Genomic DNA, 19,271 nt, shown 5'->3' with positions numbered 1-19,271 from the left:
ATGAATACTATTCGATTTCGGGCATCCTTTTAATGTTCGGGTCGGAAAACACGTCAAGCTCATCCGTGTTGGTTGATGAGAATTCAGCGACGATCGCTCCGTTGTCGCCTGCCTGAAACCAGTGAAGCGTGTCCGATTTGATGGTGTACTGGTCTCCTGGTCGCATGACTATTTCCTGCCAGACGGACAAGTGTTTTTTGTGTCTTTCGCTCACGACGGCCTTCGGGTTCGGCGTGGCCATCCCTTCAACGTAAAGATACACTTCCCCCCAGCGGCATCGGAACGTCTCTTGTTTCCCGGGGTTGACTGGATCAACTCTCGGATGGCGGTGCTGCGGGCACATCTGCCGGGGAAAAAGGACCAGTTCCTTCGCACAATACCTGTCGTTGTTTTCGTAGACTACGATCTCCAGCCCGATATTCCTGATGTCATTCAGGCCGAAGTCTGCCACTTCAATCGATGCTCGTTCCTTCTCGGTGATTGTAATCGAGGCCTTCTTCAAAAACTCGGCGGTTTCTGCCCGGAGTCGTTCCACTTCATCTCTTTTCATGTTCTTCCTGTCGTCGATAGTTCAAACCAAGATAGCCAATTGTTTCCCTTGTCTCAACCCGCATACGATGCTGATCGGGAGTTTGTACCATTCAGCAAGGTCTCGATTTCCGCCCGCTGAGGTGCTGAAGGTTGTGCCCCGAGTTTTGTCACCGAGAGGGCGGCCGCTGCACTTGCGAAGCGAACAGCATCTCTCAATGCAGTCCCTTCACCAATCGAGACCGCAAGAGCGCCGCTGAAGACATCCCCCGCTGCCGTCGTATCGACTGGATCAACCGTGAATGGAGCAACGAACTGATCGCCTGATTCTTCACTAAGGTATGCGCCCCGGGCTCCGAGGGTGATGACAACGGCAGGAATACCCATGTTCCTGAGGATCAATGAAGCCGCCACAATGGTTGCATCATCAGAAATACGCATTCCGGTCAGGATCTCGACTTCGCTTTCATTGGGAGTGATGATTGAGACATGTCTAAGCAGTGACGGCTCGAGTGGAAAAGCCGGAGCAGGGTTGAGCAGAACGGGAACTCCGGCGTCAGACGCGATGCGGATGGTAGCTTCTACTGTGGAAAGCGGTATCTCGAGTTGCAGGAGGAGAACGTCGGCTGATATGATGAGCTCGCGCGCCTTCTCAACGTCGGCGGGGAGAAACTCACTATTTGCACCGGACGCCACGCCGATGCAGTTTTCGCCATGCCCGTCAACAAAGATGAGCGCAATCCCGGATGCGGTCGTTGTATGGACGCCCACGAACCGGGTATCGAGAGCGTCGTTCTTGAACGCGTCGAGAGCTTGTCTGCCGAAATGGTCGTCACCGACTTTCGATACAAACGCAACGCTGCCCCCGGCCCTCGAAGCGGCGACGGCCTGGTTCGCCCCTTTTCCTCCGGCAGCCAGCGAGAATGTTCCACCGATAACCGTTTCTCCCTTTCCGGGGAGGCGAGGAAGCTTCACCACAAGGTCGGTGTTTGAGCTCCCAACGACAACGATGTTCGGTTTCATTCTCTCTCCGATGCCGGTTCCGGCTCTTCCCTTCTTCGAAAACAGTCTTTGAGGTCGCAGATGGAGCACTGAAAAGCGCCCCGCTTGACGTCAGGTCCAAGTCCGATGATGCCGCTCAGCGATTTGATAGGCACCATCAATGCACTTTCGGTGAGTGTGATACCGCAGAATTTTGGCGGGAGGAGTGAGAAGAGTTTGTGCTGTTCGGTGACAGGCCAGTCGCAGTAACCCGGGCTGTACCTGTTGGTGATCTTCCACCCGCGGGATTGCACGTGTCCTGCGATCTGCTTCTCCAGCCAGATGGAGGCCTGCTCCACGTACTCCGAAGCAATCGCATCGACGATGTATCCCCGCATCATATCTCCTCCAGCCATCAGTTCGCCCGACCAATGTTCCAGCCGCGGACCGGTGGTGGAGACGAACAGAGCAACGGAGGTGGATCGCTTCAACTGGTTTGTGATAATGGGCCCGGTGTTGAATTCAACGCCGTAGCACGCAACTGCCGAATCGGAAAGGCTGACCGACCCGGCGGGAAGAATGCCATATCCGCATTGAAGAGAAATATGGAGCGGGATGAGAGGAAGGATCTCGTCGATGAGATCCCCGATCATCTCGGGGGCTTCACCGTCACGATATCCCAGATCTGACAGGACAAGATTTCTGTTCACTCCCAGGTCGCGAAGCGGGGGAGTGAATGTGGCGACGTCGATTGCTGGCGACACGGGCATTTCTAGTTCGTCGCGCACCGGCTGTTCAAAAACTCGACCGCTCCCTGCGGATCGGACGAATACCCGTCAGCGCCGATCTTGAGGGCGAACTCCTCCGTGACCGGAGCTCCGCCGATAATGACTTTGATGTTCGGGTGTTTTGCTTTGACGTGCTTGACCGTCGTTTCCATGTTCACCATCGTCGTGGTCAGCAGCGCACTTAGTCCGATCACGCAGCCCGGGTGTTCGTCGGCTGCTTTGAGGAATTTCTCCGGCGACACGTCCGTCCCGAGATCGACGACCTCCCATCCTGAGCCCTCGATGACCATCGACACGAGCTTCTTACCGATATCGTGGAGATCGCCCAGAACGGTTCCAATAACGATTGTGCCCTTGTGCTTCAGCGCATCCGATTTGAAGAAGGGTTTGAGGTGTTCCATGGCGGCGGCCATGGCCTTCGCAGCCATCAGAACATCCGGCACGAAGATCTCCTTGTTCCGGAATCGTACGCCGACGCGCTGCATGCCGATGATCAGTCCGTTCGAAAGAATTTCCTGAGGCGGTAGTCCCGCTTCGAGTGCTTTCCGGGCGAACTCGTCTGCTCCGTCCTGTCCCTTGAGATCCGGCGGGTAGGGGGATTTGCTGTTGACTTTTCCGCGCTCGACGCAGCGGGTAAGAGATTCAAGGATCTCGTTCATCGTTCTTCCCTGGGATAGTAGTAGTGAATGTTGAAGGCTGCCGACGGTTCGGTGAGTCGGATCGTTCCCTGACTCAAGTATACACCATTCATTGAAAAAACTCAAGCGCCGGAAGGTGTTTTTTACTCACGATACATCGATTCATATGTGAAACTGATTTGCCCCGGGGCAGGAACGCCGGCGTTGGGATCCCGGCATATCAGCTGCTCTCTGGAAGGACGATTGGCTCCGGGCGAATTGCATTTGTTATTACTGGAAAAATTTGATTATTCCTATGGAACTTGCTACTTTCCACGCACTGAATTCTACTCTGTCACGACAAACCACACATCCTCGGCGTGAGAACAGTCCAGGCCCATATCATAGTCAATCCGTTCTCCTCAGGAGGGAAGACGGCGCGCCGCCAACCGGCGATCATCGCAGAAATCGCAAGACGGCTGGGAGTGAGCCCGATTGTCCATGTCACTTCGAAGCCGCTCGAAGCGACTGAGAGTACCCGTGAAGCAATCAGGGCGGGGGCGGATCTCGTTATTGCTGTGGGGGGAGACGGCACGATGCACGAAGTTGTCAACGGCTTCGCGGATCGTGGAGTTCTTCTCAACCCCAGGTGCCAGCTCGGCATCATTGGAAGCGGCACCGCACAGGATGTCATCCGCAGTTTCGGCCTGCCGGCCAAAATGAATGAACAAATCGCTGTGGCGTGCGGTGACGGGAGCCGTGCAGTAGATATCGGAAAAGTCAACGTGGTCGATTCCCAGGGTGCCTTCTGCGAACATTTCTTCCTCAATGAATGCCAGCAAGGTATCGCCGCCGTTGTCGTTCAACGCTTTCAGTCGCACCACAAGTGGCTCGGGGGTTTTCTGGGTTTCGGCCTCACGGCGGTCTCCACTGCAGCTCGCCATCGTGCACAGATGATGTCAGTCGAAATCGATGGAAAACTCGTATCTTCTGATCTCTTGCTCGGCGTGGTTGTCTCCAATGGCGGATATGCCGGAGGGGGAATGAACTTCGCACCGGGTGCCGTGGTGAATGACGGATTGTTCGATGTCATTCTTATTCACCAGCAGAGCATCCCATCGCGGCTCGTCAATTTCCCCCGTATCTACTTCGGAAGCCACATCAACCTTTCCTGGGTAAGCCATTTTCGCGGGAGACACGTCTCGGTCACATCGGAGGAGCATGTCCCTGTTGAATCCGACGGCGAGTTCCTCGGATACCTTCCGTGCATGATCGACGTCCTCCCTCAATCACTCCAGCTGAAATCTCCGCACTGATTGGCGCTGGCGCGATGCCGCATAGTCGAATCCTACCGATCGCCCACACCCCAACTCCGGCGCCTTGCCCCCTCAGACGGTAAATTGTACAATCTTCAGAACTCCGAACGCGACCTGATTCAATGGCATGATTTTGGACTTCGTAATTCCGTGGCTGGCAGACATTTGCAGACGCGGCCAATCCCAGTTCCGGCACGAGTGGTTTGGTACTGTTTGTGATGTCATGAACCAAGAGTGAAGCAGAGCGATTCAATTCCGTGTTTTCTGAGGCCACCTGAGGCGGTGTTGGGGCATCACCGAATTCCATAGAGGAAGCTCCCGACTGCGTAGACAAAGAGCTTGAGGGGGAGGTACGCAGCCGGGGTTTCTTTTGCTCTTCTGGGTCTTTTCGTATTCTTCCCGTTTTTATTCCAAATCCTCACAACAATGGACGCCGGGAGTTGTATTCCGTGTCCTCTTCTATTATCTTACTACCTGAAACCCCAGATTCCTGTAACGACTGGCCGTCCCGCGTCATGACAAAAGTACTTGTGATCGATGATGACATGGCAATCCGCGAGGTTATTGCCATCACTCTTCGAAAAGCCGGATATGAAGTGTTCAAAGCGACGAACGGCGCAGAGGGACTTGAGCTCGCCCGCAAGCAGCTCCCCGGATTGATCGTCTGTGACGTTCGCATGGTGCTCGTCGACGGTTACGAAGTGCTCGCAGCGATCCGCAATAATCCCTCGACCGCTTCCATCCCGTTCATCCTTGTTACGTCCATGGCAAGTGTGGAGCGCATGAGGCAGGGGATGGAACTGGGCGCGGATGATTTTCTCCCGAAGCCATTTACCCCGGCGCAGCTGCTCTCGGCAGTCAGTGCCAGGCTCGAGAAGCATCGTTTGTTGATTCAGGAGGCCGAGACGAAACTCGAGCTCCTGCGCCAGCACCTGAGCACGGCCTTGCCGCACGAACTGCGAACTCCACTCAACGGTATCCTCGGATACGCGGACATCCTGCGGAAGCAGTTTTCCGATCTCGAGCCGCGCGAAGTTTCTCAGATGGCGGAGCGGATCTACAAGAACGGCAAACGGCTGAATCGCTTGGTCGAGAATTTTCTGATCTATGCGCAGATCGAAATTCTCAAGATGGATTACCACAAGATCGAGCAGCTCCGGAAGAACAAAGCTCCCGATGCGCAAAAGATCGTGGACACTGCGGCCTGTCAGCGGGCGTACGAATCTGAGCGGGCGGGAGATCTGACTTTGAGGCTGGCTCCCGGGAGTGTGGCCATGTCACCCGACTACTTCTCGAAGACTTTTGAAGAACTTTTTGACAACGCTATCCGGTACTCGAAAAAAGGATCGCCGATCATTGTCGAAACGGAGATGCGTGGCGACGAGTTTGTCCTGACGATTCGCGACCACGGGCGTGGAATGTCTGTAGAACAGTTGCACAACGTCGGTGCTTACATGCAGTTTGAACGCAAAGTGTATGAACAGCAGGGCTCCGGCCTGGGTCTGACGGTTGCCAGAAGGCTCACCGAAATCCACGGCGGGTTCCTTAAACTTGAAAGCGAATACGGAAAAGGGACGACCGTTTCGGTAACGCTGCCGGCCTCCCGCGACGATGAGGCCGCACCGCCGGATCAGCAATCCGCAGAGAAGTGAGAAGGAGCCGGGCGGGCACGAAGTCAGATTTCAGTCTTGTCGCTGTCCCGGTCCCTGCATCGACGCGCGGCTGCATCCATAGCTCGGGAATTTCTGTCCTGCGCCTTGTAACCAAGAACAATGTGAGGAAGGGTGTGGCGGACACGTCGCAACTGCCAGACGATAGTGAGGAACTCACGCCCCAGTCCGGCGTCGATGATGCCTCTTCACGGCGGGCCTCCAAACGGGTGAAGCCGCTGTCGCAAATCCCACTTCCGTTCGCTCCTCCATCTCCAAACATCATCATCAGCGATCGCGAGCAGCTACGCGCTCTCCTTTCGTCACTCCCCGTTCTTCTCTTTGCACTCGATCGACAGGCAAATCTGCTGATGCTCGAAGGAAAAGGGCTGGCAGAGTTCACGCCAGTGCAGCGGCAGTCGGTCGGACGCTCCTTCTTCGAATTTTATCCCGAGAGCCATGAAAACCGCCAGCGCCTGGCCCACGCGCTCGATGGGACTGTTGTCAGCTGGACGGAGCGCATCGGGGACCGAACGCTTGTGACGACTCTATCGCCCCTCCGGGACCGCGATGGCATCGTTACTGGTCTGCTCGGCGTTGGCCTCGCAACCCCGACCACATCACAAGAGATGACAGGGGAACGCGAAGCTGGCCTAACATCACCCGGCAGCCAGTTCTTCGCTCAAGTAAGTCATGAATTTCGCACGCCGCTGAATTCCATTGTTGGGTTCGCAAATCTCCTCTCCAACAAACAAGAATCACGTTTCAGTGAACAAGACCTCTTTTATGTCCAGCGGATCATCGGAAATGCGACGCACTTGCTTGGCGTGGTGAGTGACATGCTCAACCTGTCAGTCATCGAGACGGGGAAGGTCACGATGGTGCTTTCGGAGGTTGACCTTGGTGACTTGATACGGGAGACGATTGGAGAAATCGGTGTTGACGCTCGGGGCGGAGCACTGGAGATGCGCACAGAAATTCCGGAGGGTGTGCTCCCGGTCGTAACGGACAGACAAAAGCTGAAACAAGTCTTGATCAATCTCCTGGCGAACGCGCGGAAATTCACGCAGCAGGGATCCATCACGGTTTCCGTGGTCATGGATGAGTTCCTCAGGCCGACACGAATCGACGTCCAGGATAACGGGATGGGGATATCAGAAGAGAAGCTCGAAGCGGTTTTTGAAGCTTTTGAAAGAGGAGAACAAGCCGTTGGTCAGTACATCGAGGGAACAGGACTGGGATTGACGATTTCGAGGGCTTTGTGCAAGTTGATGGGTTACAGTCTCCGCACAACGAGCGAGTTGGGGAAAGGCTCGACGTTTGCCGTCGATTTCTCCCTGCGTTCGACACCACAGGCCGGTTGACGAATTTCTTATGCCAATTATGAAGGCTGTCCAAAATGCAGGACGAAATGATATTCAGACCTGACTGAGATTCACCAATGACCTGAGTTCAAAGTCTTTCCTCTATCTTTCTGCCTGCTGCAAGTACTCTTTGGACAGCCTCCCAATGACCCATCTCTATTTCGCTCCGAGAAGCTCCACTTCAAAGATCAATGTCGCATTCGGTCCGATATCTCCTGGGCCGTTTTCACCATAGGCAAGGTTCGAGGGGACGAATAACTGCCATTTCGAGCCGACCTTCATTTTCTGAAGAGCCTCAACCCAGCCCGGAATAAAGCCCTTCAACGGGTACGTCGTGGGTGCGCCCCCCTTGTATGAACTTTCAAATTCCTTCCCGCTGACCAGCGTGCCGCGGTAGTGCACCGTAACCGTGTCAGTCGCCTTCGGTGACTTTCCGATCCCGTCTTTCAGAATCTTGTATTGCAGTCCGCTTGGGAGCGTCACGATGCCGGGTTTTTTCTTGTTCTCGGCAAGAAATGCCTCGCCTTCTTTCTTGTTCTTTTCGCCCGAGACTTTCTGCTTTTCCTGCATCTTCGCCATCATCTCCTTCTGGAATGTAGTCATAGCTTCCCTCATCTCCGCATCCGTCAAAGCCGGGGCCGCTTCGGCAAGCCCGTCACGTATGCCGCGGAGAAGGAGATCCAGATTGAGTTCCACCGACTGGCTCTTCATGTTCTTTCCAAAGTCGAGGCCGATACTGTAGCTCACTTTGTCTTTCTGAGACTTGATTGGTTCTTTTCCCTGCGAGGAGAGTAGCGCAGGCACGAGAAGGAATATCCCTATGATCTTGAGATGTGATTTCAACGATGCACCCTTTCTATAGGTATTTGTAAGGGAATTATTGAATAGCGCTCAATGTTGAATAGTACAGCTTTTTCGCCCAAACCGAAACATATAATCCAAAGGCCTTTCCGCACACGCCCTCGTGAGCAGCGGATCACGGGCGGTTCGTGTTCTCAGAAGGCTGCTGCGCCGGACAATATTTCGGTTGGTCATTCGTCATACTAAGAGAATGGGATTCTTGATAGGAATACAGAGCATACCGGTCCAGGATATCAAATCGCTCGAAGACGCGGTCGGCGCCGAACACCGTCATCTTTTCGATTTCATCCGAAGGAGAGTCCGAACAACGGAGGACGCCGAAGACATCCTGCAGGATGTGCTCTTTCAGTTCGTTGCCAGCTACAGTGTGACGGAGCCGATTGAGAAACTGACTGCTTGGTTGTTCCGTGTTGCACGCAACAAGATTATCGATTGGTACAGGAAAAAGAGGCCCGATTCGCTCCCCCGGGATGAAGCGAATCCCGGCGAGCCGATCAACCTCGAAGACATTCTCTATGACAATTCCATGAGTCCGGACAGCCTGTATGCGAGGTCGGTCGTGTGGAGTGAATTATCTGATGCCCTCGAAGACCTCCCCGAGGAGCAACGCGAAGCGTTCGTGATGCATGAATTGGAAGGAAAGAGTTTCAAGGAGATTGCGGCGGAGACAGGCGAAGCCGTCAACACGCTGTTGTCCCGCAAGCGATACGCGGTCCTGGCTCTGCGCGAGCGGCTGCAGGATCTCTATGATGAATTCGAAACAACCACATAAGGAGTATTGCTATGAGACCATGGTGGATAAAAAAAGTTGGAACGATGGTGGCGTTTGTTGTGTTCGGTGGAGCAGTGCTGGGGCTCGTTGTCATGCTGCTCTGGAACGCGCTGATCCCGGATCTGTTCAGGGGGCCGGCGCTCACGTTCTGGCAGGCAGTGGGGCTGCTCGCACTATCCCATATTCTGCTGCGCGGCTGGGGAAGATGGCGCTATGCGAATGGCTGGCGCCACGATCGCTGGCGCCGCAAGTTCGAGGAGAAGCTCGCTGCGATGGCTCCCGAGGAAAGGGAAAAGTTCAGAGAAGAATGGAATCGGCGCTGCGGCCACGGATGGGGAGAACACGCAGACAAACCGGCCGAGACGAAAGCGTAGAATCTCGCATCAGATCGGGAGTATCGGCTATTTGCATCACGTTCTCCCGAGTGGTATTTTCATGACGGGTCGACGCCGGCGGTCTGGGGCTGGACCAGAAGAAACCTGTGATAGTCATACCGTTGACGCTGCCGCTCGACCAAATGTCTCCTCCGGCATTGCAGCCGCTGCACTGAAAGAAGGGTCGCCTCCAAATGAATGAACTTCTGACGATATCCACGGAGAGCGACATTCCTCCGCAATACCGTGGAACCCCTATCGGGCTGCTGCTCGAATACCATAACCTTGATCGCGCGCATGAAATCTACGCAGCTGCGCAGTTGCTCGTCGGAATGTGCATGGACAATCGAAAGCATCTTCACATCCCCGACAATTTTGCGTTCATCATACGGTCCGGCGGTGCAAATCTGCGGTACAGCGAATTCAAAGTATCGTACGCCATCGCTGTCGGTAATGTGCACTGCATAGCGCTCGTTGGTCACAACCAGTGCGGAATGGTCAACCTCATCAGCCGGAAGGAGCAGTTCATCAGCGGCCTTGTGCAAAGCGCCGGATGGCAAGCTCAGGCTGCAGAAGAGCATTTCCATCATTTCGCGCCAATGTTCGAGATTGGCAATGAAGCTGACTTCATCCTTAGCGAGGTCAAACGACTTCGTCTGCGGTACCCGAAAATTCTGGTTGCCCCGCTCATGTACCGTGTGGAAGACAACCGATTGTACTTGATCCGGGAAGACACGGTCAGCGGCGGCCTGCTGTAGTATTTCCTGCATCTCCTTCATGGAGTTGGTGCTTTGACATCGCTCATTCCTTCAAGCCCTCTATGCCAGAGGGCTTTTCCATTCGCGGGCAGCACAACCCGCTCGTCTTGATAATGTGAGACATATCCGCTACCTTCGTTCAGATCCATCCTTCCATGAGAAGCACATCTCACGTCATAAGGAGGTCTTCCCCATGAATCGAACCATCCGAATTCTCTGTCTCTTACTGGCTGGAGGCTTTATGGCTCACGAACTCGACGCACAGGGAACATCGTACAATGGACTCAATTTGGGTCTGGGCAACTTGTCGCGACTCTCCAAAGCGAAGACCCGATCAATTTCGCCGGAAAACTTCACAGGCGAGAAAGGTGAAGCGGGAAAAGCAACGAGCGGCACGGGCGAGAAGGCCGCACGGGATCTCGGGAAGGGGTGGAAGATTTCGCCCTCAATCAAAATCGAAAAGCGAAGCACATACACGCTGGCAGAAATCGACGGCCCCGGGGCCATTCAACACATCTGGATGACGCCAACGGGAACCTGGCGTTATTCGATCCTGCGCGTATATTGGGATGGCGAAAAAGATCCGTCGGTGGAAGTGCCTGTGGGCGATTTCTTCGCAAATGGCTGGGGCACGTACTCACACATCACCTCTCTGCCGGTTGCCGTCAACCCCGGCAGTGCATTCAATTGCTACTGGGAAATGCCATTCCGGAAATCGTGCCGGATTACGATGGAGAATATCGGCGAGAACGACATGACGCTGTATTACCAGATCGACTATACCCTTACAGATATCCCGCCGGATCTTGCCTATTTCCATTCCCAGTTCCGAAGAGTCAACCCGCTTCCGTACAAGTCCATCTACACAATCCTGGACGGAGTGAAAGGGTGGGGACAGTACGTCGGCACATACCTTGCCTGGGGCGTGAACAACAACGGATGGTGGGGCGAAGGGGAGATAAAGTTCTTCCTCGACGGTGACACCGAATTCCCGACCATTTGCGGGACGGGCACTGAGGATTATTTCTGCGGCTCGTACAATTTCGAAAACCAGACGACGCACCAGTACCAGGAATTCACGACGCCGTATAGCGGTCTGGCGCAGGTCATCAGGCCCGATGGTGTGTACAATTCACAGCAGCGGTTCGGACTCTACCGATGGCATATCATGGATCCCGTCCGGTTTGAAAAGGACCTCAAGATCAACATTCAGGCTCTTGGTTGGAGATCCGAAGGACGGTATCTCCCGCTGATGGATGACATAGCTTCGGTGGCGTTCTGGTACCAGACCGAACCACACGCCCCGTTTCCTAAACTGCCGGATCGGGATTACCTTGAAGTAAAATAGACGCACGATGGACGCCGGAGCTGACGTATGGAAATTGTATCACTTTTGCACGACTCTTCTGATGAAATCCTCGCCGCGGCAATGGAGGCGGTCGAGAGAACGCATCTGAAGAATTATGAACGAGCTGGGAAGGAACACACCCACCAGCGCCTGAAAGCGCTCCTGGTCCTGACCACGCGTGGAGTCAAAGAACGCAACCTTGGTCCGATGATTGCCCATGCTGAGACCATCGCGCAGGAACGCTTCGCCGCAGGATACGATCTCTCGGAGGTACAAACTGCGTTCAACGTCCTCGAAGAAGCCATCTGGACTCGTGTCCTCAAGGTGCTTCCTCCTGCGGAGTACGGCGAAGCTCTGGGACTTGTCGCAACAGTGCTTGGTGCGGGAAAGGACTCCCTTGCAAGGAGGTACGTGACCCTGGCAAGCAAATCGAAGACAGGGTCTCTCAACCTTCAATCTCTGTTTTCAGGCACGGAAGGAGTCTAAGTATGGTGCGTTCATTTTCTTTTGATCGACGGGTGGACAGGAGAGAATGAGCTATATCGGCGAAATGTGCGCGCTGCTGACTGCGTGTTGCTGGTCCGGCAGCGCGCTTGCATTTTCTGCGGCAACCCTGAGGGTCGGCCCAATCCGGCTCAATGTCACTCGTCTCCTCATGGCGGCTCTTCTCTTGTTTGTCACCGTCATACTCGCCGGTGTCGAAATTCATCTCTCCTCGTCCCAGCTCCGGAACCTGGCAATCAGCGGAATCATCGGCCTGGTCATCGGTGACACCTACCTTTTCAAGGCGTACGAGAATATCGGAGCGCGGAGTGGCATGCTCATCATGTCCTTTGCCCCGGCGATAAGCGCTCTCCTTGCGTATGTGCTTCTCGGCGAAGTGCTCGGATCGATGGGTGCGATTGGCATGGGAGTGACGCTGCTGGGTATCGCGGTCGTTGTCCTTGAACGGCGTGAAGCCGTCAGAGGAACTCGGAGAACGCACGCGCTGGGAATCCTCTACGGATTCATTGCCGCCGCGGGGCAGGGTGCGGCCCTTGTCCTGGCGAAGATGGCGTTTAACGAAGGACCTGTCAATGGTTTTGTCGCATCCCTGATCAGGATCTCGTCCGCCGTCATCATCATTTTCCCGCTCGCCCGGCTGGCCGGTGAGTACAGCAATTCAATAGAGATCTATACGAAAGATCGCCGCGCGCTCTGGCTGACCATACTCGGTTCGTTCCTCGGACCGTTCCTGGGCATCACGCTGAGTCTCGTTGCCGTGACGTATACGACAGTGGGAATAGCGGCCACGCTTATGGCGACAGTACCGATTCTTATGCTCCCTCTCGTAAAATACGTCTTGAAAGAGAAAGTCTCCTGGCGTGCGCTCGCTGGAGCCGTCGTTGCGGTGGGGGGAGTAGCGATTCTCTTCCTTCGTTGAAGATCCATGATTGTGAACATGCGTCGGGACATCGAACGTCTCGAACCTCATTCATTCTACAGAAAGGTGGTTTTCTGATGGCTGCCATCACGCGATTGTCTCGCCCCATTCTTGTGTTTGTCTCCGTTGTCGTCTACGCCTCGCTTTGCGTGGCTCAGAAAAATGTCCAGTACCCGGAAGATCAGTTGCGCCAGCAGGACGCAGCCGCCCATCTCCGTTTCCTCGCCTCGGATGAGCTCATGGGGCGCATGACCGGATCGCCCGGCATCGATGTCGCTGCCCGCTACATCGCAGAGCAGTTCCGTGCGTGGGGTCTCGAAGTGTTTCCAGGTATGGAAGGTTATTTCCAGTCAGTGCCGCTGCAGCGCCGCGTTCCTTCGGCGAGCGGCCAACTCGTCCTTCTCGGCGATACGCTTCTGCAGGGGAAGAAGATGGCAACGCGGAGTGGTGCCCCTCTGGAGTGGAAAGGGGAATACATCTTCGTCGGTTACGGGTTGATCGATCCGGCAGCGAAAATCGATGACTACAAGGGGATCGATGCCAAAGGGAAAACGGTCGTCGCCAGATTCGGATCGAAGGCGGACCTCAACCCCATGGCGGCACTCGAGCTCTCGGCGACGAAACGGAAATTCGCTGCAGATCATGGGGCCGTCGCATTCATCGAGCTTTATAAAGGAACGTTCGCCTGGCGTGGACTGGCTTCGTTTCTGAGCCGGCCGGGCATGGAACTCGGCGCAGCCGGACCGGATCTTCCGCATTTCATGATTGAAGATACATCCTTCGCTATCGGTGCGAAGCTGCAGGCTCAGGGCAAAGGGCCTGTCTCTATCCAATCAGGAGGGATTCGGCGTGAACCTATTCAGGCTCGCAATGTGATCGGCTTCGTTAGGGGCTCCGATCCAAAACTCCGCGACGAGTACGTTCTCCTCACCGCTCACTACGATCACATAGGGACGGGCAAAGGGAGGAGCTCGTCGGCGGACACGATCTTCAACGGTGCGCGCGACAACGCAATGGGAATCGTTGCCCTCATTGAGGCAGCGCAGGCGTTTTCTATCCAGCCGCCCAAACGCTCGGTCATCATCGCCGCGGTCACGGGAGAGGAAGTGGGAGAGTTCGGCAGCCGGCATCTGTCTCTCAATCCTCCCGTCCCGATGGATCATATTGTGTTCGACCTGAACAGCGACGGCGCCGGCTTCGATGACACGACGATCGTGACAGTGGTCGGGTTGGAGCGCACAACGGCTGAGGGTCCCATGCAGGAGGGATCCAAGCGGTATGGTTTGACGGCGATCGCAGACCCGGTCCCCGAACAACATCTGTTCGACAGATCGGACAATGCGAACTTCGCAGCCGTCGGTGTTCCGGCGCCTACATACAGCGCCGGCTTCCGATCGTTTGGTGATGAAATCTTGAAGTACTACCACAAAGCGGAAGATCAGGTCGACGATTCGTTCAATTTCTCCTACTTCCTCAGATTCTGCAAGGCCTACGTCCACTCTGCCCGGCTCATCGCAGACATGAAAGAGAAGCCGTTCTGGAAACCCGGGGACAAGTACGAACCCGCGGGTAAAAAACTCTATCGGATTCAATAAAGCTGAGACGGATGACGACCCGGTCTTTCTTCCTGCTTCTCCTTGCCGCATTTGCTTCTACGACAAGGTTGACGGCACAGGAGCGCCCGCTCCAACCGGGCATGGACGTGCTCCACTATGAATTCTCTCTGTTACTTCCTGAGGAGGGCCGCCACATCGAAGGGCTCGCCCGTCTCACCGTCCGTCGAACACTGCCTGTCGATCATCTCATGCTTGACCTCGTCGGCTTGCGTGTCGACACCGTGTGGGTGAACCAGAAGCCGGTCGGATTTGAACGAAGGCCTGGCTTGTTGGACATCCCTTTGATCCCATCCCGGGATTCTTCGCCGGATACACTGCTCATCGCGGTCCGGTATGGCGGCGAGGTGAAGGATGGACTGATCATCCACACCGATGAGAAGGGGCGCTGGTATGCGTTTGGCGACAATTGGCCGACGCGGGCCAGGTGCTGGCTTCCGACTGTCGACCAGCCCGGCGACAAGGCCACCGTGACGTGGACTATCGTAGCGCCCAGCAATCGTACCGTCGTCGCCAACGGAACATTGGTCGAACAAAAAACGCTTCCTCTCAAATCCGGCGTAGCGAGTCAAACATCCACCACGTGGACCACGACTCGGCCGATTCCTCCGTATCTCATGGTGATAGCAGCTGGGCCGCTTGTCGCGTACGACCTCGGTTTGACCGCCCGGGGTCTCAGTGAGTTCCCCCCGGGTGTCAGACAGTCGGTTTTTGTTGTCCCGGAGTTGGCGGACTATCCGCCGGGGCCGTTCAAGAAAGCGGGAGAGATTGTCGAGTACTATTCCCGCACAGTAGCGCCGTTTCCGTTCGAAAAGCTGGCGCATGTGCAGAGTTTCACGCGGTACGGCGGAATGGAAAACGCGAGCGCGATCTTTTACGCGAACGATCTCTTCGAGAGCCGGAGCACCAACACCGGCATCATCGCACACGAGACGGCTCATCAGTGGTTCGGCGATGCGGTGACGCCGCGCAGTTGGGGACATCTCTGGCTTTCGGAAGGCTTCGCGTCGTATTTCGAGCAGCTGTGGGTACAAAAGAGCGAGGGTACGGATGCATTCCGGAAGGGGATGATCAGACTGCGGAATGAGATCATCGATTCAAAAGTGACCTACAACCACCCTGTCATCGACACGCTGCAGGCAAATCTCATGCAGCTTCTGAATTCAAACAGCTACCAGAAGGGCGCCTGGGTCCTGCATATGATGCGCTCGATGCTTGGGGATAGTCTCTTCTTCGCGGGAATCAGAACATACTATGATCACCACCGTCACGGCACGGCGACGACCGATGATCTGTGCGAGTCTTTTGAGCAGGTCTCCCGTTCGAAGCTTCGATGGTTTTTCGATCAATGGCTCCGCAGACCCGGACTTCCCGAACTGAGGACTGCTTGGTCGTACGATGAAGCGCTGCATCGTGTTACCGTGGACATCTCCCAGAGACAAAGCGCTTCTGCGTACAGGTTCCCGTTGGCTCTTGAAGTGCATTCCCATGAAGGCAAGGTCCACATCGTGTCCATAGATGTTCCGGCCCTGGAATCCGCACGGATCCAGCTTCCGCTCATCCTTGAATCGAAGCCGCTGAAACTGGTGTTCGATCCTCAGGTTGCTCTCCTCGCATCAATCAAATCGAACTAGACCCCGGAGAATCAGTCCGGTTGTTGTCGTCTTGCGCTATGGAAAAGCCCAATTCTGCCCATGTTTATTCGCCTTTTTTGATAATCCGAATCCTTCTTGGAATTCCCGCATCACATTTGCAGCATGGTCGGAACAAGACCAAATCGGAATTGAAACACCAAAACAACCATCAAACTGTTCGGAGCAAATTATGGCAGAGAATCTCACAAAACAGACGTTCGTCGAAAAAGTGTTCGACTTTGAAAACAACCCCGAGTGGAAGTATGAAGGCGAACTTCCTTGCGTCATCGACTTCTGGGCGCCGTGGTGCGGTCCGTGTCGCGCCGTAGGTCCCGTCATCGACGAGCTCTCCAAAGAATATGCCGGTAAAGTCAACTTCTATAAGATCAACACGGATGAGGAGCAGGAACTTGCCGGTGCATTCGGCATACGCAGCATCCCATCGCTCCTCTTTGTGCCGAAGTCCGGTCAGCCGAAGATGGCGGTCGGTGCCATTCCGAAAAACGCCATGAAGGAAGCAATCGACAAAGAACTGCTCACCGGAGTCAACTAAACCGCTTTCGGCCCTCCTGCCGGCCATCGTAGTTCCACGACGGCCGGCGGGGATGTCAAGCCGAGCAACATGAATTTCGAGCGAAGCGCCGGGCAATCCCCGGCGCTTTTTTTTCCTCACAGTTTCAAACCCGCGACAATTGAGCCCGACTGTCAGTCAACACGCTGTCTCAACTGACATGGGTCCCGACGGAATTCAATCCCCCCGCTCACCAACAGAACTGCTTTTTCAATACTTTTACGTATCTTCTCCTGATTGATGTTCATCTCCTCTGTGGTTGCCGAACACAAAAAGAGTCTTTACCTTGAGCCGAATCTGAACTTAGAATGAGGATCGCACAATGAAGAACCGAAAGCTCCTGATGATTCCCGGACCCATCGAATTCACGCCAGATGTCTTGCGCGCGATGGGAATGCCTACCACCAGTCACGTCGCCGCAAACTTCATCGAGGTTTTCGGTCAGGCGCTCGAGAATCTCCGGAAGGTCTTCCTTTCTCCTTCGGGTCAGCCGTTCGTGGTGCCAGGGTCCGGAACGCTGGCAATGGATATGGCAGCCGCGAACGTTATCGAACGCGGCGACCGAGCTCTCGTCGTCAACTCGGGGTACTTCAGCGATCGGTTTGGAAAGGTTCTCGAGCGGTATGGTGCACATGTCACACACGTGCACGCCCTGACGGTCGGGGACGCCCCGTCATTGAGTGAGGTCAAAGCAGCGCTGCAAACCATCAAGCCGAAAGTGATGACGATTACTCACGTCGATACCTCCACGGCGGTGGCGACAAGCGTGAAAGATCTGTCGGCACTTGGACGCAAGCATGGCGCTCTCGTCATCGTTGACGGAGTGTGCGCGACGGCGGGGGAGGAGATGCGTCAGGATGAGTGGGGGATTGACATCGCATTGACAGCGTCGCAGAAGGCGATTGGTGTACCGCCGGGACTTGCCATCGTGGTTGCAGGACCGCGCGCGATGGAGGCATTCCGGAAGCGCACAACGCCGGTCGGAAGCTTCTACTCCGACTGGACGGAATGGTTGCCGATCATGCAATCGTATGAAGGGCGAAAGCCGAGCTACTTCGCGACGCCTGCTGTGAACCTGGTGTGGGCACTCAACGTCAGTCTGCAGGGGATTGTGTCAGAAGGAATGGACGTTCGATTTTCCAGGCATCGCAAACTGAGTGATGCGTTCAAAGCCGGTATTGGTGCCTTGGGATTGAAGCAGCTTCCCGTGAGAACAGATCTCCTTGCCACAACTCTGAGCGCCGTCTACTATCCTCAGGGAGTCGACAAAGGGGTGTTGAAGTACATCGATGAGGCGGGTGTTATCGTGGCCGGTGGGCTGCATCCTGCCATCCGGGATCAATACTTCCGTGTCGGCCATATGGGAGCCGTGACGGCTGCAGACATCCTCGCAACGGTTGGTGCGATCGAAAGCGGATTGAAGCGGGCTGGCTATAAGTTCGAATCGGGAGCAGCCCTCGCCGCTTCCCAGAAAGTGCTTCAAGCCTGACGGTTTTTTCAGGCCAACTGAACTCACCCATTCGACAATCTGCAATCGCCGATCGACAATTACATGTCTTTCAATGTACGGCCGAATGTGTCGCCGTGTCTCTCCGCATCATGATCATCTGATAGAACATAAGCGCCACCAGCCATGGGAGTTCAGGCCATTTCAGGGCCGCCCGGTTCATCTTGACGTCGACGAAGTACTTCAGGAATCCCCGCCCCTTCATATGCACGAGTGATTCACCTGCATCCGTGTACCATTCAAACGTGCTTCTCCACATATTTATTCGGAGCTCCAGCTTGCGTCCTTCCGAAAGTTCGAGAATTCCTCCCCCTTTCCACGCACGCGCAACATACGTCGCAATTTCTGCCCCCGAGGCCGCATTCCGTACGACTGTTTTCGAACTGAGAAATCCGACTCTCTCAATCGTCCAGTTTCCTTCCTCGCAGTGAAACACCGCGGCGGAGCTGAGCATCTTGGGGAGCTTCATGGTCCCAACAAGGTCGTCACCGAAGCGCAGTTCGAACTCGGATTTGAAGCCCTGGAGCTGCTGCCACACAATTTCATGGTCTACAAGTGCACTGATTTTTCGCATCGATCGTTTCCTCGTTATTTCCGAATCAGATGATCAAAAACTTGTCGAAACCGCCTGCTCAAGAAATCAGAATGCCGTGCCGAGCCTCTAAGAAGTGTTTTCTATGTTCTTGCTTGGCGCCTTTGCGTGAAGATTCTTGATATGACTCCTCGATCACAAATATCCAACGATAACACACCAGCCGAGCATCAAGATCCATGGGAGTTCACGCAGGTCTTTCCCTTTACCCAGTATCTCGACGTCAGCCGATGGACGGAAGAGCCCTCGAAAGCGGAACCGGATCAACGGTTCTCCTGACGGAGTCTCGAATTCAGCGCGCCCTTTCCAGAAATCAGATCGCAGCACGAGCGCCTGACCCTCGTTCGTGCGGAGAATGCCGCCTCCGTCGGGGAAAATCATTTCGAAGACACCAACCTCCCGGAACGAACCGTCGGCCCGTACAACGATCCTTCCCGACTCCCGCGCCAGCGGCTCCATCTCCCAGGAACCGCCGATCCCCTTGCCGTGTCCGGCGGGGTGGAAGAAGCCGCTGACCGTAAGCGTTGCGACGCAGTCGCCTGCCGACCGGAGCTCGTAATCGTTCCCGAACATTC

The 19,271-nt window shown here is 55.2% G+C and carries 20 protein-coding genes; 13 read left to right on the top strand and 7 right to left on the bottom strand.

What is annotated here, in order from left to right:
* Positions 1–7 precede the first annotated feature (7 nt).
* Genes NTU47_10480 through NTU47_10465 form a run of 4 tightly spaced genes read right to left on the bottom strand, consistent with a single transcriptional unit; the run spans position 8 to position 2,956 of the window.
* Entirely contained in the window at positions 8–550 is a 543-nt protein-coding gene (locus tag NTU47_10480; GenBank protein ID MCX6134225.1) for a D-lyxose/D-mannose family sugar isomerase, read from the bottom strand.
* Positions 551–603: 53 nt separating this feature from the next.
* Positions 604–1,551 (bottom strand): ribokinase, encoded by a 948-nt coding sequence (gene rbsK, locus NTU47_10475; GenBank protein ID MCX6134224.1) that lies wholly within the window; start codon positions 1,549–1,551, stop codon positions 604–606.
* On the bottom strand, positions 1,548–2,279 hold the full coding sequence (locus NTU47_10470) for a hypothetical protein (protein MCX6134223.1): 732 nt from the start codon (positions 2,277–2,279) through the stop codon (positions 1,548–1,550). Before NTU47_10470 ends, rbsK begins: the two co-directional genes overlap by 4 nt.
* A gap of 2 nt (positions 2,280–2,281) precedes the next feature.
* The gene (locus NTU47_10465) at positions 2,282–2,956 is read right to left on the bottom strand and encodes a cobalamin-dependent protein (protein MCX6134222.1); all 675 of its coding nucleotides are present in this window, start codon (positions 2,954–2,956) and stop codon (positions 2,282–2,284) included.
* Positions 2,957–3,294: 338 nt separating this feature from the next.
* Here NTU47_10465 and NTU47_10460 point away from each other — a divergent pair, with 338 nt between their 5' ends.
* The 3 genes from NTU47_10460 to NTU47_10450 all read left to right on the top strand — a co-directional run bounded on the left by NTU47_10460 (position 3,295) and on the right by NTU47_10450 (position 7,243).
* Positions 3,295–4,230: a diacylglycerol kinase family lipid kinase gene (locus NTU47_10460; GenBank protein ID MCX6134221.1), complete on the top strand. Its 936-nt coding sequence runs from the start codon at positions 3,295–3,297 to the stop codon at positions 4,228–4,230.
* A gap of 515 nt (positions 4,231–4,745) precedes the next feature.
* Positions 4,746–5,882, top strand: coding sequence for a response regulator (locus NTU47_10455; GenBank protein ID MCX6134220.1), 1,137 nt, complete (start codon positions 4,746–4,748; stop codon positions 5,880–5,882).
* The gene (locus NTU47_10450; protein MCX6134219.1) at positions 5,879–7,243 is read left to right on the top strand and encodes an ATP-binding protein; all 1,365 of its coding nucleotides are present in this window, start codon (positions 5,879–5,881) and stop codon (positions 7,241–7,243) included. The genes NTU47_10455 and NTU47_10450 overlap by 4 nt, the downstream gene beginning before the upstream one ends.
* Positions 7,244–7,399: 156 nt before the next feature.
* Here the strand turns inward: NTU47_10450 and NTU47_10445 are convergent, their stop codons facing one another.
* The gene (locus NTU47_10445) at positions 7,400–8,086 is read right to left on the bottom strand and encodes an FKBP-type peptidyl-prolyl cis-trans isomerase (GenBank protein MCX6134218.1); all 687 of its coding nucleotides are present in this window, start codon (positions 8,084–8,086) and stop codon (positions 7,400–7,402) included.
* Positions 8,087–8,303: 217 nt separating this feature from the next.
* Here NTU47_10445 and NTU47_10440 point away from each other — a divergent pair, with 217 nt between their 5' ends.
* The 10 genes from NTU47_10440 (at position 8,304) to NTU47_10395 (ending at position 18,086) form a co-directional block, all read left to right on the top strand.
* Positions 8,304–8,876, top strand: coding sequence for an RNA polymerase sigma factor (locus tag NTU47_10440; GenBank protein MCX6134217.1), 573 nt, complete (start codon positions 8,304–8,306; stop codon positions 8,874–8,876).
* Positions 8,877–8,887: 11 nt separating this feature from the next.
* Entirely contained in the window at positions 8,888–9,250 is a 363-nt protein-coding gene (locus NTU47_10435; GenBank protein ID MCX6134216.1) for a hypothetical protein, read from the top strand.
* Positions 9,251–9,444: 194 nt separating this feature from the next.
* Positions 9,445–10,008 (top strand): carbonic anhydrase, encoded by a 564-nt coding sequence (locus tag NTU47_10430; protein ID MCX6134215.1) that lies wholly within the window; start codon positions 9,445–9,447, stop codon positions 10,006–10,008.
* Between the two features lie 193 nt (positions 10,009–10,201).
* Positions 10,202–11,356, top strand: a complete 1,155-nt coding sequence (locus tag NTU47_10425; GenBank protein MCX6134214.1) for a DUF2961 domain-containing protein — start codon at positions 10,202–10,204, stop codon at positions 11,354–11,356.
* Between the two features lie 27 nt (positions 11,357–11,383).
* Positions 11,384–11,842 (top strand): hypothetical protein, encoded by a 459-nt coding sequence (locus NTU47_10420; protein ID MCX6134213.1) that lies wholly within the window; start codon positions 11,384–11,386, stop codon positions 11,840–11,842.
* A gap of 46 nt (positions 11,843–11,888) precedes the next feature.
* The gene (locus NTU47_10415; protein ID MCX6134212.1) at positions 11,889–12,779 is read left to right on the top strand and encodes a DMT family transporter; all 891 of its coding nucleotides are present in this window, start codon (positions 11,889–11,891) and stop codon (positions 12,777–12,779) included.
* Positions 12,780–12,856: 77 nt separating this feature from the next.
* Positions 12,857–14,374, top strand: coding sequence for a M28 family peptidase (locus NTU47_10410; protein ID MCX6134211.1), 1,518 nt, complete (start codon positions 12,857–12,859; stop codon positions 14,372–14,374).
* 11 nt (positions 14,375–14,385) lie between these two features.
* Complete coding sequence (locus NTU47_10405; protein MCX6134210.1) at positions 14,386–16,026, top strand: M1 family metallopeptidase; 1,641 nt, start codon at positions 14,386–14,388, stop codon at positions 16,024–16,026.
* 190 nt (positions 16,027–16,216) lie between these two features.
* Complete coding sequence (trxA, locus tag NTU47_10400) at positions 16,217–16,579, top strand: thioredoxin (protein ID MCX6134209.1); 363 nt, start codon at positions 16,217–16,219, stop codon at positions 16,577–16,579.
* A 340-nt stretch (positions 16,580–16,919) separates the two neighbouring features.
* Positions 16,920–18,086, top strand: coding sequence for an alanine--glyoxylate aminotransferase family protein (locus NTU47_10395; GenBank protein ID MCX6134208.1), 1,167 nt, complete (start codon positions 16,920–16,922; stop codon positions 18,084–18,086).
* A gap of 70 nt (positions 18,087–18,156) precedes the next feature.
* Here NTU47_10395 and NTU47_10390 read toward each other — a convergent pair whose 3' ends face one another.
* Entirely contained in the window at positions 18,157–18,678 is a 522-nt protein-coding gene (locus NTU47_10390; protein MCX6134207.1) for a hypothetical protein, read from the bottom strand.
* 153 nt (positions 18,679–18,831) lie between these two features.
* Positions 18,832–19,269 (bottom strand): hypothetical protein, encoded by a 438-nt coding sequence (locus NTU47_10385; protein ID MCX6134206.1) that lies wholly within the window; start codon positions 19,267–19,269, stop codon positions 18,832–18,834.
* Positions 19,270–19,271 lie beyond the last annotated feature (2 nt).

The organism is Ignavibacteriales bacterium (assembly GCA_026390595.1).
GTDB lineage: Bacteria > Bacteroidota > Ignavibacteria > UBA10030 > UBA10030 > UBA9647.
This window is presented reverse-complemented; position numbering and strand designations above follow the sequence as displayed.

What these genes read in the sequence shown, in the direction of transcription:
- NTU47_10420 (MCX6134213.1), top strand. Translation starts at nt 11,384, where the DNA reads ATGGAAATTGTATCACTTTTGCACGACTCTTCTGATGAAATCCTCGCC.
- NTU47_10480 (MCX6134225.1), bottom strand. Translation starts at nt 550, where the DNA reads ATGAAAAGAGATGAAGTGGAACGACTCCGGGCAGAAACCGCCGAGTTT.
- NTU47_10435 (MCX6134216.1), top strand. Translation starts at nt 8,888, where the DNA reads ATGAGACCATGGTGGATAAAAAAAGTTGGAACGATGGTGGCGTTTGTT.
- rbsK (MCX6134224.1), bottom strand. Translation starts at nt 1,551, where the DNA reads ATGAAACCGAACATCGTTGTCGTTGGGAGCTCAAACACCGACCTTGTG.
- NTU47_10395 (MCX6134208.1), top strand. Translation starts at nt 16,920, where the DNA reads ATGAAGAACCGAAAGCTCCTGATGATTCCCGGACCCATCGAATTCACG.
- NTU47_10430 (MCX6134215.1), top strand. Translation starts at nt 9,445, where the DNA reads ATGAATGAACTTCTGACGATATCCACGGAGAGCGACATTCCTCCGCAA.
- NTU47_10410 (MCX6134211.1), top strand. Translation starts at nt 12,857, where the DNA reads ATGGCTGCCATCACGCGATTGTCTCGCCCCATTCTTGTGTTTGTCTCC.
- NTU47_10470 (MCX6134223.1), bottom strand. Translation starts at nt 2,279, where the DNA reads ATGCCCGTGTCGCCAGCAATCGACGTCGCCACATTCACTCCCCCGCTT.
- NTU47_10465 (MCX6134222.1), bottom strand. Translation starts at nt 2,956, where the DNA reads ATGAACGAGATCCTTGAATCTCTTACCCGCTGCGTCGAGCGCGGAAAA.
- NTU47_10415 (MCX6134212.1), top strand. Translation starts at nt 11,889, where the DNA reads ATGAGCTATATCGGCGAAATGTGCGCGCTGCTGACTGCGTGTTGCTGG.
- NTU47_10385 (MCX6134206.1), bottom strand. Translation starts at nt 19,269, where the DNA reads ATGTTCGGGAACGATTACGAGCTCCGGTCGGCAGGCGACTGCGTCGCA.
- trxA (MCX6134209.1), top strand. Translation starts at nt 16,217, where the DNA reads ATGGCAGAGAATCTCACAAAACAGACGTTCGTCGAAAAAGTGTTCGAC.
- NTU47_10425 (MCX6134214.1), top strand. Translation starts at nt 10,202, where the DNA reads ATGAATCGAACCATCCGAATTCTCTGTCTCTTACTGGCTGGAGGCTTT.
- NTU47_10455 (MCX6134220.1), top strand. Translation starts at nt 4,746, where the DNA reads ATGACAAAAGTACTTGTGATCGATGATGACATGGCAATCCGCGAGGTT.
- NTU47_10390 (MCX6134207.1), bottom strand. Translation starts at nt 18,678, where the DNA reads ATGCGAAAAATCAGTGCACTTGTAGACCATGAAATTGTGTGGCAGCAG.
- NTU47_10405 (MCX6134210.1), top strand. Translation starts at nt 14,386, where the DNA reads ATGACGACCCGGTCTTTCTTCCTGCTTCTCCTTGCCGCATTTGCTTCT.